12 protein-coding genes are annotated in these 16732 nt (G+C 71.0%); 6 read left to right on the plus strand and 6 right to left on the minus strand.

Going from position 1 to position 16732, the window contains the following annotated elements; all coding sequences use genetic code 11:
• Together ABZY44_RS02320 and ABZY44_RS02325 are read right to left on the minus strand one after the other, a co-directional pair.
• A complete protein-coding gene (locus tag ABZY44_RS02320) occupies positions 1-1524 on the minus strand; it encodes a cytochrome P450 (RefSeq protein ID WP_356649661.1) in 1524 nt (507 codons plus the stop codon).
• Between the two features lie 150 nt (positions 1525-1674).
• Complete coding sequence (locus ABZY44_RS02325) at positions 1675-2286, minus strand: excalibur calcium-binding domain-containing protein (RefSeq protein WP_356649662.1); 612 nt, start codon at positions 2284-2286, stop codon at positions 1675-1677.
• A gap of 360 nt (positions 2287-2646) precedes the next feature.
• On the opposite strand from ABZY44_RS02325, the gene ABZY44_RS02330 reads away from it, so the two are divergent.
• Positions 2647-3264, plus strand: a complete 618-nt coding sequence (locus ABZY44_RS02330) for an ADP-ribosyltransferase (RefSeq protein WP_356649663.1) — start codon at positions 2647-2649, stop codon at positions 3262-3264.
• Positions 3265-3440: 176 nt separating this feature from the next.
• On the opposite strand, the gene ABZY44_RS02335 is transcribed toward ABZY44_RS02330, so the two are convergent.
• From ABZY44_RS02335 to ABZY44_RS02345, 3 genes are all read right to left on the minus strand, one after another.
• Complete coding sequence (locus ABZY44_RS02335) at positions 3441-4307, minus strand: restriction endonuclease (protein ID WP_356649741.1); 867 nt, start codon at positions 4305-4307, stop codon at positions 3441-3443.
• Positions 4308-4782: 475 nt separating this feature from the next.
• Positions 4783-6312, minus strand: coding sequence for a UDP-N-acetylglucosamine 1-carboxyvinyltransferase (locus ABZY44_RS02340; protein WP_356649664.1), 1530 nt, complete (start codon positions 6310-6312; stop codon positions 4783-4785).
• 57 nt (positions 6313-6369) lie between these two features.
• On the minus strand, positions 6370-6858 hold the full coding sequence (locus ABZY44_RS02345; RefSeq protein ID WP_356649665.1) for a MarR family winged helix-turn-helix transcriptional regulator: 489 nt from the start codon (positions 6856-6858) through the stop codon (positions 6370-6372).
• A gap of 79 nt (positions 6859-6937) precedes the next feature.
• On the opposite strand from ABZY44_RS02345, the gene ABZY44_RS02350 reads away from it, so the two are divergent.
• Entirely contained in the window at positions 6938-7825 is an 888-nt protein-coding gene (locus tag ABZY44_RS02350; RefSeq protein ID WP_356649742.1) for a haloalkane dehalogenase, read from the plus strand.
• An 84-nt stretch (positions 7826-7909) separates the two neighbouring features.
• Here ABZY44_RS02350 and ABZY44_RS02355 read toward each other — a convergent pair whose 3' ends face one another.
• Positions 7910-9892: an amidohydrolase gene (locus tag ABZY44_RS02355; protein ID WP_356649666.1), complete on the minus strand. Its 1983-nt coding sequence runs from the start codon at positions 9890-9892 to the stop codon at positions 7910-7912.
• 93 nt (positions 9893-9985) lie between these two features.
• Here ABZY44_RS02355 and ABZY44_RS02360 point away from each other — a divergent pair, with 93 nt between their 5' ends.
• The 4 genes from ABZY44_RS02360 to ABZY44_RS02375 all read left to right on the plus strand — a co-directional run bounded on the left by ABZY44_RS02360 (position 9986) and on the right by ABZY44_RS02375 (position 16722).
• Positions 9986-11107, plus strand: coding sequence for a LacI family DNA-binding transcriptional regulator (locus ABZY44_RS02360; RefSeq protein ID WP_356649667.1), 1122 nt, complete (start codon positions 9986-9988; stop codon positions 11105-11107).
• A gap of 154 nt (positions 11108-11261) precedes the next feature.
• Positions 11262-13976, plus strand: coding sequence for an aconitate hydratase AcnA (gene acnA, locus ABZY44_RS02365; protein ID WP_356649668.1), 2715 nt, complete (start codon positions 11262-11264; stop codon positions 13974-13976).
• Positions 13977-14281: 305 nt separating this feature from the next.
• Positions 14282-15733 carry an N-acetylglucosamine/diacetylchitobiose ABC transporter substrate-binding protein gene (gene ngcE, locus ABZY44_RS02370; protein WP_356649669.1) on the plus strand — a complete coding sequence of 484 codons (1452 nt, stop codon included), beginning with the start codon at positions 14282-14284 and terminating at the stop codon, positions 15731-15733.
• Positions 15734-15777: 44 nt separating this feature from the next.
• A complete protein-coding gene (locus ABZY44_RS02375; RefSeq protein ID WP_356649670.1) occupies positions 15778-16722 on the plus strand; it encodes a sugar ABC transporter permease in 945 nt (314 codons plus the stop codon).
• The last annotated feature ends 10 nt before the right edge of the window (positions 16723-16732 follow it).

Below are 16732 nucleotides of genomic sequence, written 5' to 3' on the forward strand. Positions count from 1 at the left end.
CTATGCGTCCACGCGGCGGATCCGGCAGCGCGCCGGACCCGTCGTGGTCAGGGTGATCCCGGCGCTGACCGCGATCTCGGTGTCCACGGCCTCGAACGTGTACTCCCGCAGGATCATCGCGAGGGCGATCACCGACTCCAGCATCGAGAAGTGCTGTCCGATGCAGGCGCGCGGTCCACCGCCGAAGGGGAACCAGGCGTAGCGCGGACGGGCCGCCTCCGCCTCGGGGGTGAACCGGTCGGGGTCGAAGCGCTCCGGGTCCGGCCAGTAGCGGGGGTGGCGGTGGGTCACCCACGGCGCGAGGATCACGTCGGCGCCCGCGGGGACGGCATGGCCGTCGATCTCGGCCGCGTCGACGGAGCGGCGGCCCATGACGGGGGCGGCCGGGTAGAGCCGCATGGCCTCCTTGAGTACCTGGGTGAGGTACGGGAGGCGGTCGAGGTCGGCGGCCCCGGGCGTACGGCCGCCCAGGACGGCGGCGATCTCGGCGCGGGCCCGGTCCTGGAGTTCGGGATGGCGGGCCAGGAGGTGGAGGGAGAAGGAGAGCGAGGTGGCGGTGGTCTCGTGCCCGGCGAGCAGGAAGATCAGCACTTGTTCGCGCAGCTCGGTGTCGTCGAACTCCGCGTCGTCCGCGCTGGTGGCGGCCGCGAGCAGCGACAACAGGTCCTCGCCCGGGGCGGCCCCGGGGGCGGTGACGGCGCCGGGGGCGGTTCCGGCGGCGGCCGCGGTCGTGGCCCCGGTGTCGGTGTCGGTGCCGCTGCCGGTTGCGCCGGTGGCCCCCGTGGCGGCCAGGTCGCGGCGCCGCCGCGCGATGATCTCGTCGCAGACCCCGTACAGCTCGTCCAGCGCCGCCGCGGCCCGCCTGTTGCCCGGAGTGGGCCAGCTGCGGGGGAAGTTCGCGGGGGAGTAGCCGCGGCGCAGCACGTACCGCGTGATGACCGGAAAGCAGCGGTCCACGACGTCGACGGTGGTGTCCACGTCGGTGCCGAAGAGGATCCGGGCGACCGCGCGCAGGGCCAGCTCCATCATCGCGTCGGAGACGTCGACGACACCGTCCGGGGCCCGGTCCCAGCCGGCGAGGGTCGATGCGGTCTCGGCGGCGACGGCGCCCGCGTACCCGTCCACCCGGCGCTTGGTGAACAGCGGCTGGACCAGCCGCCGCTGGCGCAGGTAGTCCTCGTCCTGGCTGGTCAGCAGGCCGTTGCCGAAGGAGTCCCGGACCTCCTGGTACACGGCGTTGTCCTTGCGGAAGTTCGCCGCCTGGGAGGCCAGTACCTGCTGGACCCCCTCCGCCGAGAACACGCAGTGCAGTTCGGTGCGCAGCCCCGGCGGGCCGGCCGTGATCCGCACGACGTCGCCGTGCTCGCCGCGCGCCCGCAGGTAGGTGCCGAGCGAGTCCGACGTCAGGTCGAGGAGGGAGCCGAGCAGCGGGACGCCCGCGAGCCGGGGCGCCTCCGCGCCCGTACCCGTACCCCTGCCCGTGCCGCCGCGCTTGCCCGGCCGTGCTGATTCCGTTGCTGTCATGGCTCCGCCCCGAAGAACTGTGCTGGCGCATGGATTGTCCCGGTGGGCGCGGCCCCCGGCGAGGGGCCACGGCGTCATCCGGCCGAATACCGCCGCCGGGCCCGGAGCCCGGCCAGGCCCGGCCCTCGCGCGCGCTGCGTCCGCGCGCCGCTATTTGTCGCAGGCGATGCCGTCGTCGTCCCGGTCGAGGTGCTTGGCGTAGCCGGGCTGGCCGCGGTGGATGGGAGCGACTCCCGCGGCCTTGGCCTCGGCGCAGTTCTTGTACGTGACGTCCTTGGGTCCGGGGGCCGGAGTCGGGCTGGACTTCGGCTTCGGAGTGACCGGCGCCGAGGAGGGCGCCGGGGCCGGGGCCTTGGAGGGGACCGTAGTCCTGGCGGGGCTCGGTGTCCCGCTGGGACGCAGGGCGGCCCCGGCCTGCGCGGGGCACGGGGTCCCCGGCGCCGTGAGCGAGAGCTCGACGGCGGTGTCGGCTGCCAGGGGACTGGCCGCCGCTGGAGTCTGGAAGCAGACGGCCCACTGGGTGTGGTCGGCGGCGAGCGGCACGTCGCCGTAGGCGCTGCGGGTCTCGACGGGCTTGGTGGTCACCTGCTGGACGAGGGCCTCGGCGTCGGCGGACTTCTTGCCGATGAGCGCGGGCATCGAGGCCCCCGCGGTCGCGGTCGCGGCCGTCACGGGTGCGGCGCCCGGTTTCCCGGAGTCCTTCCCCTTCGACGCGGCCGGATCGCCCTCGCACCCGGCGACGAGCAGCACGGCGGCTGCCACGGCGGCCGCTATGGAAACGCCCCGACGGTTGAACATGAACGGACCCCCCAGATCGCACGCGTGGAACCGCCGCAGCATAGGCGTAGATGTGCCGGTGTGGGGTCCTTTCGCCACGATGCGCGACTTTCCGACCGCGGACCCCCACCCGCGCCCCGGTCCGGTCGCCGGGCCGTGCCCCGGGCCGGTCGCCGCGGACGCCGGATCCGCGGGTGCTCCGGCGCATCCGAGAGAGCCGAGGGCGAAGGATCGTTCCGCCACCAACTGCACGGCGGAGGAGGGGAGTCGGGAGCGGAGGGACGACACGCTCACCTTTGGGTGAGGGTCCCCCGGGGTGCGCCGCGAGGGCGCGAGGGTGGGGCCATGATCACCTCCGCCCTGCGCCGACGCGTCGTCGTCCTCGTGACCGCCCTCGCCGCCGCCCTGCTGCCACCGGTCTCCGCGTCCGCCTCCGCTTCCCCCCTCCGGGCGGCGGCGCCCGCGAACTCGTGCCCCCGGGTGCAGGACCACCTCTTCGCCGCCGCCGACGAGCGCGTCGAGACCGACCGCATCACCCCGTCCCCGTCCTGGCGGATCAACTGCAAGCAGCTCTACCGTTCGGACGGCCGCCCGCCGTCGGTGGTCTTCGAGGAGGGCTTCCTCCCCAAGGACACGGTGAACGGCCAGTACGACATCGAGAGCTACGTCCTGGCCAACCAACCCTCCCCGTACGTCTCCACGACCTACGACCACGACCTGTACAAGTCCTGGAAGAGCGGCTGGAACTACTACATCGACGCCCCGGGCGGAGTGGACGTCAACCAGACCATCGGCGACACGCACAAGTACGCCGCCCAGGTCGAGGTGGCCTTCCCGGGCGGCATCGCCCGCTCGTTCATCGTGGCCGTCTGCCCGGTGGACCAGGTGAAGAAGACCGAGATCATGGACCGCTGCGAGGACAACCCGTACTACGAGCCCTGGCGCGCCAACTACCCGGGCTGACCCACGCGGCGGCGCGCCGGCCCCACGACGCCGCCGCCCCGACCCACGGGAACGGCGGCCCAACGGGAGCGGCGGCCCAACGGGAGCGACGGCCCCGCCACCGCGCGGGCCGCCACTCCGCGGAAACGGCGACGGCCCCGCCACCGGCGCAGCACTGAACCGGCTTCGTCCCGTCCTCACGGACGCTCGTTGAGTTTCCTGGCTTCGCTGAGAATGCGGCCTCGATCCGTGAATCCGAGGCCACGCTCTCTCAGTGTCCTGTCGACGTGGTGCTGCTTGCTTCCCGCCCGGAGTAGGCGTGCGGCCTCGGTCACCAGGCCGTCCTCTCGGACCGTGGAGGCCGTCGTGGCGCGCTCCGGGTTCGTCCCCGGCCGGCGAACGACGGCCGCATGAAAGGGCCGGAGCGGAAACGAGACGCGGTAGCCGAACCGCGTGGCTATCAGGTACCCGCCGAGGGACCAGAACGCCACGAAGATGCCGATGAACTTCAGGATGTCCAGGGCGAGCGGGCCGGTGTAGGTCTTTCCGTCGCCGATCGAGCCCAGCGGTGCCATGACGAGGAAAACACCCGCGACCACACGCCGGTTCCGCTGCCAGAACGTCTGGAGCTGGGGCGTTTCGGGATTCCGAGCCGCTGTGGACGCGGCGGACACGGACGAGCTGTGGATGCGGCGTGCCGTGTCGTTGACCGGCGTCATCGCGCCGTCCAGCCGGTACGTGAAGAGCGCGATGCCCCACTCCCGGGCGTAGGCCGCGGCGGTGGTCGTGTAACCGCTGCCGGTGAAGAAGATCAGCTGGGCGGTCGATCCGTAGGGACGCGCTCCCACGAAACGCTGCAATTCCGGGCGTCCGACCTGAGCGGCTTGGTACTTGACCTGTCCCAGTGCCCGGCCGGCGCGGACATCGATGCCGGAGTCCGGCCCGCCGGGACGCGCGGTGGCATCGGTATAGCCCCAACGGCGCATCCACTGAGCCGCGTTGAGCTCGGCCTGCTGCCATGACGAAATCTGCGTCGGCTGCGGCGGCACCACCCGCGGCGGCATCTTGGCCACGTCTCTCCTCACGTACTCGCTCCCGGCTGGGCAGACCACTGCGCAGGGCGGAGCGGAACGCACACCTGGCGGAGGCATGGCCCGTGGACGCCGAGCCGCACCATGGTAGGGGTGCGTGGGCGACCGCAGTAGGGGGAAACGGAACAGCCGGCGGCGCGACGGCATTCGCGGCGGCCCCCACGTCACCTCCTACGCGCCGTCCAGGTGGATCGCCGTAGCGCCGTGGCCCACGACCTTCGCCGACCGGGCGGTGACCCGTTCGGCTTCGGTGAGCCGAGCCGAGCCGCGGTCGTTGCCTCGGTCGTCCGGTCTGCAGAGCGGGCCGGGAGCTGCTGATCCTCGACACCCGACTTCTGAAATCCGCCGACACGGTCGCCCCGAACCGATGGCCGACGCGCAGGACCAACTCGACGCGGGAGGGTACGTGTCGCGCCCCTCGTCTCCGAGGAGCGCGACACCGCGCCGGTCAGATGTCCCGGAAGATCTCGATCTGGGCGCCCACCGAGTTGAGGCGTTCCGCCAGTTCCTCGTAGCCGCGGTTGATGACGTAGACGTTGCGCAGGACCGACGTGCCCTCGGCCGCCATCATCGCCAGGAGGACGACCACCGCCGGGCGGAGGGCCGGCGGGCACATCATCTCCGCGGCGCGCCAGCGGGTGGGGCCCTCGACCAGGACGCGGTGCGGGTCCAGGAGTTGCAGGCGGCCGCCGAGGCGGTTCAGGTCCGTCAGGTAGATGGCGCGGTTGTCGTACACCCAGTCGTGGATCAGGGTCTGGCCCTGCGCCGCCGCGGCGATGGCCGCGAAGAAGGGGACGTTGTCGATGTTCAGCCCGGGGAAGGGCATCGGGTGGATCTTGTCGATCGGCGCTTCGAGCTTCGAGGGGCGGACGGTGAGGTCCACCAGCCGGGTGCGCCCGTTGTCGGCGGTGTACTCCGCCGAGCGGTCGTGGTCCAGGCCCATCTCCTCCAGGACCGCGAGCTCGATCTCCATGAACTCGATCGGGACCCGGCGGATGGTGAGCTCGGACTCGGTGACGACGGCCGCGGCCAGCAGGCTCATCGCCTCGACCGGGTCCTCGGAGGGGGAGTAGTCGACGTCCACGTCGATGTTCGGGACGCCGTGGACCGTCAGGGTGGTGGTGCCGACGCCGTCCACGCGGACGCCGAGCGCCTCCAGGAAGAAGCACAGGTCCTGGACCATGTAGTTGGAGGAGGCGTTGCGGATGACCGTGGTCCCGTCGTGCCGGGCGGCGGCCAGCAGCGCGTTCTCGGTGACGGTGTCCCCGCGCTCGGTCAGCACGATCGGGCGGTCCGGGGAGACCCCGGCCTCGACCTGGGCGTGGTAGATGCCCTCGGTCGCGGTGATGTCCAGGCCGAAGCGGCGCAGGGCGATCATGTGCGGCTCGATGGTGCGGGTGCCGAGGTCGCAGCCGCCCGCGTAGGGCAGCTTGAAGTGGTCCATCCGGTGGAGCAGGGGGCCCAGGAACATGATGATGCTCCGGGTCCGGCGGGCCGCGTCCGCGTCCATGGCGTCCATGTCGAGGCGGGCCGGCGGGACGAGCTCCAGGTCGATGCCGTCGTTGATCCAGCGGCTGCGGACGCCGATGGAGTTCAGGACCTCCAGGAGGCGGTAGACCTCCTCGATGCGGGCCACCCGGCGCAGCACCGTACGGCCCTTGTTGAGCAGGGAGGCGCACAGCAGGGCCACGCACGCGTTCTTGCTCGTCTTGACGTCGATCGCGCCCGACAGGCGGCGGCCGCCGACCACGCGCAGGTGCATCGGACCGGCGTAGCCCAGAGAGACGATCTCGCTGTCGAGGGCTTCCCCGATGCGCGCGATCATCTCAAGGCTGATGTTCTGGTTGCCGCGCTCGATCCGGTTCACGGCGCTCTGGCTGGTGCCGAGGGCGTCCGCGAGCTGACTCTGCGTCCAGCCGCGATGCTGACGGGCGTCACGGATGAGCTTGCCGATGCGTACGAGGTAGTCGTCTGCCATGACTGCACCGTATCTCAGATATGAGATTCCGCTCGCGCGGGGTACGCCATACGGGTGTTACCGACCGTCAGCTCCCATGGTGGGGCCGGAAGGCGCGTGGTGCGCGACGAGCCGGCCGAGCAGCCGGGTGAGCTGTTCCCGCTCGGGGGTGGACAAAGGGGACAGCAGCTCCTCCTGTGCGGCCGCGAGCAGTTGTTCCAGCCGGCGCAGCCGGCGCCGGCCGAGGGGGGTCAGGGTGACGACGTTGCGCCGTCGGTCGGCGGGGTCCGGGGTCCGCTCGACCAGTTCGCGCTCGGCGAGTTCGTTGATGACGGCGACCAGGTCGCTGCGGTGGATGCCGGTGCGGCCGCTCAGGTCCGCCTGGCTCGCCGGTCCGAACTCGTCCAGCGCGACCAGGGCCGCATAGTGCCATTTACGGGCATCTGCCCCACTCAGTCCCTCGGCCACGAGGCGTTGGGCGTGCGTCGAGGCCTGTGAGAGCAGCCGGCTGGGCAGGTCCCGCAGTCGCGCCGGGAGTGCGGACCGGTCGCCGTCGTCTGTGGTCATGGCGGGATCGTACCCCTTGCGTTGGTGCCACTAACGATCTAAATTCGTTCGTGACGCAAACGTTTGTGTCACGAACGAACTGGAGCGGGTCATGCCCACCATCGACGTACTCGACTCGACGATGTACTACGAGGAGCTCGGCGCCGGCGCGGGCGGCGTCCCCTTCGTCTTCCTGCACGGCAACCCGACCTCCTCCCACCTGTGGCGGGGCGTGCTGCCCCGGATCGGGGGCGGTGTCCGCGTCCTCGCCCCCGACCTCATCGGCATGGGCCGCTCGGGCAAGCCCGGCGGCGACTACCGCTTCGCCGACCACGCCCGCTACCTCGACGCCTGGTTCGACGCCCTGGGCCTCGAGGAGGCCGTCCTCGTCGGCCAGGACTGGGGCGGCGCGCTCGCCTTCGACCGGGCGGCCCGCCACCCCGGGCGGGTCCGGGGCCTGGCCTTCATGGAGACGATCCTGCGGCCGATGAGCTGGGCGCAGTTCCCGCCCGCCGCCCGCTCCCGCTTCGAGGCGCTGCGCACGCCGGCGGTGGGGGAGGAGATGGTCCTCGAACAGAACCTCTTCATCGAGGACGGCCTCGCCAGGACGATCCTGACCGGCTCCCTCGCCGAGGCCGACCACGCCGCCTACGCCGCCCCCTACCCCACCCCCGAGAGCCGGCTGCCGCTGCTCAGGTGGGCCCGCTCCATGCCGCTCGACGGCGAGCCGGCCGACGTCGTCGCCCGGGTGGAGGCGTACGACGCCTGGCTGGCCGACAGCCCCGAGGTGCCCAAGCTGCTGCTCACCTTCGACGGCTCGCCCACCTTGATGGTCGGCCCGCAGGAGGCCGACTGGTGCGCGCGGAACGTCTCGGCGCTGGAGAGCGCGTACTGCGGGGCCGCCGCCCATCTGTGCCCGGAGGACCGGCCCGAGGAGATCGCGGCGGCCGTCACGGCGTGGGCCGCGCGCCACGGCCTCGCGGGCTGAGCCACCGCGCCGGAGCCCGTTGCGGCGGGCCCCGCGAGCCGGGCGCCCCCGGAGCGCCGGCCGTCGCCGTCGCCCTCGCAGCCCTCAGTGACCGCAGGCGTGGTGGCGGCCCTTGCCGCCGTGGACCGCCGCGTACGAGGCCGGGCGCGGGCCCGGCGCCGCGCCGCGGGCCACCCGGGCCGAGGCCGCCCGCCCCGACTCCGCACCGGCGTCGTGCACGACACGGCCGCCGACCAGGGTCATCCGTACGCCCGTCCCGCTGATGTCGGCCACCGGACAGCGCGTCACGTCCCGGTCCAGCACCACCAGGTCCGCCGCCTTGCCCGCCTCCACGGTGCCGGTCAGCTCCTCCTGGCGTAGCTGCCACGCCGTTCCCGACGTGTGCATGCGCAGCACCGAGTCCCGGTTCAGGCCCTCGAGCTCCCGGTAGAGCTCGCCCTCCCCGGAGGCGCCCTGGCGGTCGATCGCCGTCCGCAGCTGGTTCCACACCTGGAGGGAGTCCACGGGCCAGTCGGAGCCGCCGGTCAGCCGCGCGCCCGCCTTCTCCAGGCTGCGCGCCGGATACATCCACCGGTGGCGCCGGGGCCCGATGTACGGGAGCAGCGCCTCCATCGTCCAGGTGTCCCGCGCCGCCCACTGGAGCTGCATGCACGCGGCGACGCCCAGCTGCGCGAAGCGCCGCAGGTCCGCCGGGTCCACGATCTGCAGGTGGGCGACCGCGTTGCGGGCGTCCTGGTGGCCCGTCACCCGCTTGGCGTACGCGTATCCGTCCAGAGCGGTGCGCACCGCCCGGTCGCCGAGCCCGTGGGCGTGCATCTGCCAGCCCGCCCGGTTGAAAGCGGCGCTCAGGCGGCCGTAGTCCGCGGCCGAGGTGTAGAGCTCGCCCCGGTTGGCGGTCGGCCTGCCGTTCCCGTCGAGGTACGGATCCAGCAGGGCGGCCGTCTGGGAGGGGTACTCGATGACCCCGTCCAGGAAGACCTTGATCATCCCGAACCGGAGCCCCTCCACCCCCTCGAACTCCCGCCGCAGGCCCCGCGCGTACGCGAGGGAGCCCGCCGGGTCCTTGGCCTGCTCCGCGTCCAGCCGGATCGCCGGCACGATCCGCTGCGGCAGCTTGCCCGCCGCCGAGAGGGCCTGGTACAGCTCCAGCTCGTGCCGTCCCACCAGGGCGTCCATCATCGTCGTGATCCCGGACGCGGCGGCCAGCTCCAGCACCCCGGCGCACGCCGCGACCAGTTCGGCCTGGGTGCGCTCCGGTATCCGCCGCTTCACCAGCCCCTGCGCGTCGTCCTTGAGCACGCCCGTCGGCTGTCCGTCCGGGCCCTTGACCACCTTGCCGCCGACCGGGTCGGGCGTGGCCGCCGTGATCCCGGCGATGTCCAGGGCCCGCCGGTTGGCCCACAGGTTGTGCCCGTCGCCGCCGACGAGGGCGATCGGCCGCCGGGTGGGGAGCGCGTCCAGCATCGAGTGGTGCGGGTTGGTGCCCGCGGGAAGCAGTCCGACCGGGTTCCAGTCCTCGACCACCAGCCAGCCGTCGGGTTCGGCGCCCGGGGCGCTGTCGGCGAGGAAGCCGGCCAGGATCTCCCGGAGCTGCTCCGGGGTGGTCTCCGCGCCGTCCAGGGAGGGGGACAGCGAGCGCTCGCCGGCGCCGAGCGGGTGGACGTGGCCGTCGTGGATGCCGCTCATCACGGTGTTGCCGCGGGCGTCGACCACCTCGGTGTCCCGGCCCGCGTGCCGGCGCATCGCCGCGTCGGTGCCGGTGTCCAGGATCTTCCCGTCACGGCCGACGGCGACGGCCCGCACGGGCCCCCGGTGCCCGGTCCCGGTGTACACCGAGGCGTTGTGGAGCACCAGGGCGGCCGCACCCCGCCCGCTGGCGCGGGCGGCGGCAGGGGCGGGAGCGGCGGGACCGGCGCCGGGAGCGGGAGCGGCGGCCGCGGCGGGCCCCGCGCCCAGCAGACCCGCCGCGCCCGCGGCTCCGGCCGCCGCGAGGAGCGTGCGACGGGACACGGGGGACGGACGGGACGCGGGGGACGGCGGGGGCGGGGTGGAGGAAGCAGACTGCATGGACACTCCAAAGATTCGGTGTGGCCAGGACGCTGTTTGATTAAGGGCTTAACCAGAAGCCGTCTCCGGCGACGAAATCCGTACGATGGCGCCGTGTTCACCCCCGCCCCCGACCCCGCCCCCGACCCCGCCCCCGGCCCCGGACCGGGCCCCGTACCGGCCGCGATGCCGCTGACCGCGTCCGCGCCCGCGCCTGCGTCCGGTCCGACCCTCGCCGACGTCGCGCGCGCCGCCGAGGTGTCCACCGCGACCGTCTCGCACGCGCTCAACGGCACCGGCCGCCTCGGCGAGTCCACCCGCCGCCGGGTGCGCGAGGTCGCGGGGGTCCTCGGCTACGGGGCACGGCGCGGCCCGAACACCCGCAGCATCGGCATCGCGGTGACCACGTACGCGGGGTTCGCCTGGGACTTCGCGGAGATCGCGTACTACTCCCGGCTGCTCGTCGCCGCCACCTCGGCGGCACACGCCCACGGCTACGCCCTGACCACGCTGCCCGCCGACCGGGGCGCCGATCCGCTGTGGCACACGCTGGCGGTCGACGGGATGCTGCTGCTCGACAGCCCGGCCGACGACCCGGTGCTGCGCGCGCTGCGGGCGCGGGGTCTGCCCGTGGTCTTCGACGGCCCCCCGGTCGATCCCCGTCCCGGGGACGTGTGGGTGGACAACGACCACACCGCCGCCGCCCGCGAGGTACTGGACCACCTCGAGGCCTCCGGCGCCCGGCGGATCGCACTGCACGCCGCCTTCGGCCGCGAGTCCTACACCGAGGCCGTCACCACGGCCTATGAACACTGGTGCGCCGAGCGGGGCCGGGCTCCGCTCGTGATTCCCTTCGACCCGGACGACGCGGCCGGACGCGCCTTCGATTCCGCGTTCGCGGGGCCGGAGCGCCCCGACGCCGTCTACTGCGTGTACGACCCGGGGGGCCGGCAGGTGCTGGCGGCCGCGGCGCGCCACGGCATCCGGATCCCCGGGGTGCGCGGCGGGCCGGGCGAGGACGGGCTGCTGGTGGTCTGTGCCAGCGAGGATCCGTCGTACGCCGAGAACGAACCCTCCGTGACCACCGTCACCTTCCACCCGGAGCGGATCGCCCGAGCGGCGGTCTCGTCCCTGGTCAAGCTGATCGAATCCGGACATGCGGAATCGCCTGGGCGGCTGACGGTACCGACGGCGCTGAGGGTACGTACCTCGTCCCGGCCCCCTCGCATGTACTAGAGTTATCTCGACATCGAGATATCTGCCCCGGACACACCGCAGCCGCCCCGCTGGTAAGGGTTACCTAACTTAGCCTCACCTCAGCGGATTGGCCAGAGTGCCTCGCGGCAGGATTGCGGTAATACGCGCGAATTCATGCATGAAGGAGACTGTCGTGTCGGCGAACAGCTTCGACGCCCGCAGCACGCTGCAGGTGGGCGACGAGTCGTACGAGATCTTCAAGCTGGACAAGGTCGAGGGCTCCGCCCGCCTTCCCTACAGCCTGAAGGTCCTGCTGGAGAACCTGCTCCGTACCGAGGACGGCGCGAACATCACCGCCGACCACATCCGGTCGCTCGGGAACTGGGACTCGCAGGCCCAGCCCAGCGAGGAGATCCAGTTCACGCCGGCCCGCGTGATCATGCAGGACTTCACCGGCGTTCCCTGCGTGGTGGACCTCGCCACCATGCGCGAGGCCGTCAAGGCCCTCGGCGGCGACGCCTCGAAGATCAACCCGCTGGCTCCGGCCGAGCTGGTCATCGACCACTCCGTGATCGCGGACAAGTTCGGCACCCCGGACGCGTTCCTGCAGAACGTGGAGCTGGAGTACGGCCGCAACAAGGAGCGCTACCAGTTCCTGCGCTGGGGCCAGACCGCCTTCGACGAGTTCAAGGTCGTCCCCCCGGGCACCGGCATCGTCCACCAGGTCAACATCGAGCACCTGGCCCGCACGGTCATGGTCCGAAACGGCCAGGCGTACCCCGACACCCTCGTCGGCACCGACTCGCACACCACCATGGTCAACGGCCTGGGCGTGCTGGGCTGGGGCGTCGGCGGCATCGAGGCCGAGGCCGCGATGCTCGGCCAGCCGGTCTCCATGCTGATCCCGCGCGTCGTCGGCTTCAAGCTGACCGGCGAGCTGCCGGCGGGCACCACCGCCACCGACCTGGTGCTGACCATCACCGAGATGCTCCGCAAGCACGGCGTCGTCGGCAAGTTCGTCGAGTTCTACGGTGAGGGCGTCGCCGCCACCTCGCTGGCGAACCGCGCCACCATCGGCAACATGTCGCCGGAGTTCGGCTCCACCGCCGCGATCTTCCCGATCGACGACGAGACCCTGAAGTACCTGCGCCTGACCGGCCGCGACGCCCAGCAGGTCGCGCTCGTCGAGGCGTACGCCAAGGAGCAGGGCCTGTGGCTGGACCCGGCCGCCGAGCCGGACTTCTCCGAGAAGCTGGAGCTCGACCTCTCCACGGTCGTCCCCTCCATCGCCGGCCCGAAGCGCCCGCAGGACCGCATCGTCCTGGCGAACGCCGCCCAGCAGTTCACGGTCGACGTACGCAACTACGTCAGCGACGACGAGGAGGCCGGCAAGGAGTCCTTCCCGGCGTCCGACGCCCCGGCGTCCTCCAACGGTGTGCCCACCAAGCCCACCCTGGTGACCCTGGCCGACGGCAGTTCCTTCGAGATCGACCACGGCGCCGTCACCGTCGCCGCGATCACCTCCTGCACCAACACCTCGAACCCCTACGTCATGGTCGCCGCGGCGCTCGTGGCCAAGAAGGCGGCCGAGAAGGGCCTGAGCCGCAAGCCCTGGGTCAAGACCACCCTGGCCCCCGGCTCGAAGGTCGTCACCGACTACTTCGACAAGGCCGGCCTGACCCCGTACCTGGACAAGATGGGCTTCAACCTCGTCGGGTACGGCTGCACCACCTGCATCGGCAACTCCGGTCCGCTGGACGAGGAGATCTCGAAGGCGATCAACGAGGCCGACCTCGCGGTCACCTCGGTGCTCTCGGGCAACCGCAACTTCGAGGGCCGCATCAACCCCGACGTCAAGATGAACTACCTGGCCTCCCCGCCGCTGGTCGTCGCGTACGCCATCGCGGGCTCCATGAAGGTGGACATCACCAAGGACGCGCTGGGCACCGACACCGACGGCAAGCCGGTCTTCCTCGCGGACATCTGGCCCTCCGAGGCCGAGGTCAACGACGTCGTGGCGAACGCCATCGGCGAGGACATGTTCAACAAGTCCTACCAGGACGTCTTCGCGGGCGACGCCCAGTGGCAGGCGCTGGAGATCCCGACCGGCAACACCTTCGAGTGGGACCCGCAGTCCACCTACGTGCGCAAGCCCCCCTACTTCGAGGGCATGACGATGGAGACCACCCCGGTCTCCGACATCGCCGGCGCCCGCGTGCTGGCGAAGCTGGGCGACTCGGTCACCACCGACCACATCTCCCCGGCCGGTGCGATCAAGGCCGACACCCCGGCCGGCAAGTACCTCACGGAGCACGGCGTCGAGCGCCGCGACTTCAACTCGTACGGTTCCCGCCGCGGCAACCACGAGGTCATGATCCGCGGCACCTTCGCCAACATCCGCCTCCGCAACCAGATCGCGGCCGGCACCGAGGGCGGCTTCACCCGCGACTTCACCGTCGAGGGCGCTCCGGTCGCCTTCATCTACGACGCCTCGCAGAACTACCAGGCCGCCGGCATCCCGCTGGTCATCCTGGCGGGCAAGGAGTACGGCTCGGGCTCGTCCCGCGACTGGGCGGCCAAGGGCACCGCGCTGCTCGGCGTCAAGGCCGTCATCGCGGAGTCCTACGAGCGCATCCACCGCTCGAACCTGATCGGCATGGGCGTCCTGCCCCTGCAGTTCCCCGAGGGCGCCACGGCGGCCTCCCTGGGCCTCACCGGCGAGGAGACCTTCGCCTTCACCGGTGTGGAGGAGCTGAACAACGGCACCACCCCGCGCACCGTCAAGGTGACCACCGACACGGGCGTGGAGTTCGACGCGGTCGTCCGCATCGACACCCCGGGTGAGGCGGACTACTACCGCAACGGCGGCATCATGCAGTACGTGCTCCGCAACCTCATCCGCGGCTAAGCACATATCAGCACCAAAGGGCCGTACCTCCGTTAAGGAGGTACGGCCCTTCCGTTTCTGCGGGCGGCTCCGACGGGTCAGGTCAGGTGACGGTGAGGTCTCAACTCGGAAAAGCCGGGGCTCAGACGTGCACATGATCTTGCTCACAGGAGCGGAAGTGGACTATACCTGTGCCCGTCCGGATCACCGCGAAACGAGCGGCCCCGGACGGGAGGACGGCGGGGACCTGCGGTGATGTCCGCATGCGCGGCAACAGCCGCACTTCCTACCTCCTTCACACTCCTGATGAAGGCGAGGACTTGAGCATGGGATCCACCTCCGCCCACGGCGAGAACAACAACGGTGACGGGCTCGGCCGCCGGGACCTGATCAAGCGCTCCGCGGCACTCGGCCTGATCGCCGTACCGACGATGAGCTTCCTGTCCGCGTGCGCCTCCGGCTCCGACGAGACGACCAAGGGCAACGAGTCCAAGGTGGCCGTCACCAAGGAGAACCCGTTCGGCGTCGCCAAGGGCGGCAAGCTCGACGTGGTGGTCTTCAAGGGCGGCTACGGCGACGACTACGCCAAGGCCTGGGAGGCGGCGTTCGACAAGAAGTGGGGCACCACCACCTCCCACCTCTCCACCCAGGAGATCACCTCCAAGCTGCAGCCGCGCTTCAACGGCGGCAACCCGCCGGACGTCGTCGACGACTCCGGCGCCCAGCAGATCAAGCTGGACGTGCTCGTGAAGGGCGGTCAGATCGCCGACCTCACCGCGGTGCTCGACGCCCCCTCCCTCGACGACCCGTCCAAGAAGGTCCGGGACACGCTGATGCCCGGGGCCGTCGAAGGCGGCATGGTCGGCGGCAAGTTCGTCGCCCTGCAGTACGTGTACACCGTCTGGGGCCTGTGGTACTCCGGCAAGCTCTTCAAGGAGAAGGGCTGGACCCCTCCGAAGACCTGGCCCGAGTTCATCGAGATCTGCAAGAAGGCCAAGGAAGCGGGCATCGGCGGCCTCGCGCACCAGGGCAAGTACCCGTACTACATCAACGTCGCCATCATGGACCTGATCGCCAAGAAGGGCGGCCTGGACGCCCTGAAGGCGATCGACAACCTGGAGCCGAACGCCTTCGCGAACAACCCGGTGGCGCTCGAGGCCGTCGAGGCGATCTACGACGTCGTCGAGAAGGACCTGCTGATGCCGGGCACCAACGGCCTGACGCACACCGAGTCCCAGACCCAGTGGAACGGGTACAAGGCCGCGTTCATCACCTCGGGCTCCTGGCTGGAGAACGAGCAGCTCAAGCAGACCCCGGACGACTTCGACATGCAGTTCCTGCCGATGCCGGTGCTGCCCGACAGCAAGCTTCCCTTCGAGGCCATCCGAGCCGGCGCCGGCGAGCCCTTCATCGTCCCGGAGAAGGCCGCCAACAAGGCCGGTGGCCTGGAGTTCCTCCGCTCGATGCTGTCGCGCGAATGGTCGACCCTCTTCGCCCAGCAGGCCAACTCCCTCACCGTCCTCAAGGACGGCGTGGACCCGGCGGTCAAGCTCCGCCCGGGCACGCAGTCGGCCGTGGCGGCGCTCAAGGCGGCCGGGGATAATACCTTCAACTACCGCTACGCGGACTGGTACAGCGAGATGGGCACGGAGCTCGAGAACGCGTCCAATGAGCTGATGGCGAAGCGCATCCAGCCCAAGGAATGGATCAAGCGGGCCCAGGCTGCGGTAGACAAGGCCACGAAGGACCCGAACGCCGCGAACAACAAGCGCAGCTGACGACCGCGTCCACCGGGCATCCGGAAACACCAGGGACGGACACCATGAGCCACGTAGCACACAGCAAGGGGCGGGGCGGCTTCATCGCCGGCTTCCTCATCCTGCCCCTCGCGCTGTACCTGACCTTCGTCATCTGGCCGTACATTCAGACGTTCGGCTACTCCTTCACCAACTGGACGGGTCAGTCACCGACCTTCGACTTCGTCGGGCTGGACAACTACTCGGCCCTGCTGAAGGACGAGGTCTTCCGCGGCGCGCTGCTGCACAACCTGCTGCTCCTGGTGTTCGTCCCGACGGTCACCATCCTGATCTCCCTGTTCTTCGCCTTCATGCTGAACGCCGGCGGGCGCGGCGGTGCGGGCGGCGTCCAGGGAGTGGCGGGCTCCGCCCTCTACAAGGTGATCTACTTCTTCCCGCAGGTCCTCTCCCTCGCCATCCTCGCGGTGCTCTTCGGAGCCGTGTACCGCAGCGACGAGGGAGGGCTGCTGAACGGTTTCCTCAGCAAACTGGGCCTCGTCGACCCGGCTCACCCCATCGAATGGCTCAACCAGCCCGACCTCGTCCTGTGGTGCCTGCTGCTCGTCGTCGTCTGGCACGGGGTCGGCTTCTACCTCGTCCTGTTTTCGGCGGCCATGCAGTCGGTTCCCAAGGACATCTACGAAGCCGCCCTGCTCGACGGCGCGGGGCGCGCCCAGACCTTCTTCAAGGTCACCCTGCCCCTGCTGTGGGATTCTGTGCAGACGTCCGCGGTCTATCTGGGAATCGCCGCGATGGACATGTTCGTCCTCGTGTCGACCATGACCTCGGGCCAGTTCGGCGGCGGACCGGACCACCACAGCGAGGTCATGGCGACGGTGCTGATGCGTAACTTCCTCTACTTCGGCAAGGCCGGTTACGCCTGCGCCATGGGGGTCGTCATGCTCGTCCTCACCCTGATCCTCTCCGCCATCACGCTGCGGGCCACTCGCCGCGAGCACGTCGAGTTCTAGCGGGAGACCA

Source organism: Streptomyces sp. NPDC006544, from assembly GCF_040611715.1.
Lineage (GTDB): Bacteria > Actinomycetota > Actinomycetes > Streptomycetales > Streptomycetaceae > Streptomyces.

What these genes read in the sequence shown, in the direction of transcription:
- ngcE (WP_356649669.1), top strand. Translation starts at nt 14,282, where the DNA reads ATGGGATCCACCTCCGCCCACGGCGAGAACAACAACGGTGACGGGCTC.
- ABZY44_RS02320 (WP_356649661.1), bottom strand. Translation starts at nt 1,524, where the DNA reads ATGACAGCAACGGAATCAGCACGGCCGGGCAAGCGCGGCGGCACGGGC.
- ABZY44_RS02375 (WP_356649670.1), top strand. Translation starts at nt 15,778, where the DNA reads ATGAGCCACGTAGCACACAGCAAGGGGCGGGGCGGCTTCATCGCCGGC.
- ABZY44_RS02340 (WP_356649664.1), bottom strand. Translation starts at nt 6,312, where the DNA reads ATGGCAGACGACTACCTCGTACGCATCGGCAAGCTCATCCGTGACGCC.
- ABZY44_RS02355 (WP_356649666.1), bottom strand. Translation starts at nt 9,892, where the DNA reads ATGCAGTCTGCTTCCTCCACCCCGCCCCCGCCGTCCCCCGCGTCCCGT.
- ABZY44_RS02345 (WP_356649665.1), bottom strand. Translation starts at nt 6,858, where the DNA reads ATGACCACAGACGACGGCGACCGGTCCGCACTCCCGGCGCGACTGCGG.
- ABZY44_RS02335 (WP_356649741.1), bottom strand. Translation starts at nt 4,307, where the DNA reads ATGCCGCCGCGGGTGGTGCCGCCGCAGCCGACGCAGATTTCGTCATGG.
- ABZY44_RS02330 (WP_356649663.1), top strand. Translation starts at nt 2,647, where the DNA reads ATGATCACCTCCGCCCTGCGCCGACGCGTCGTCGTCCTCGTGACCGCC.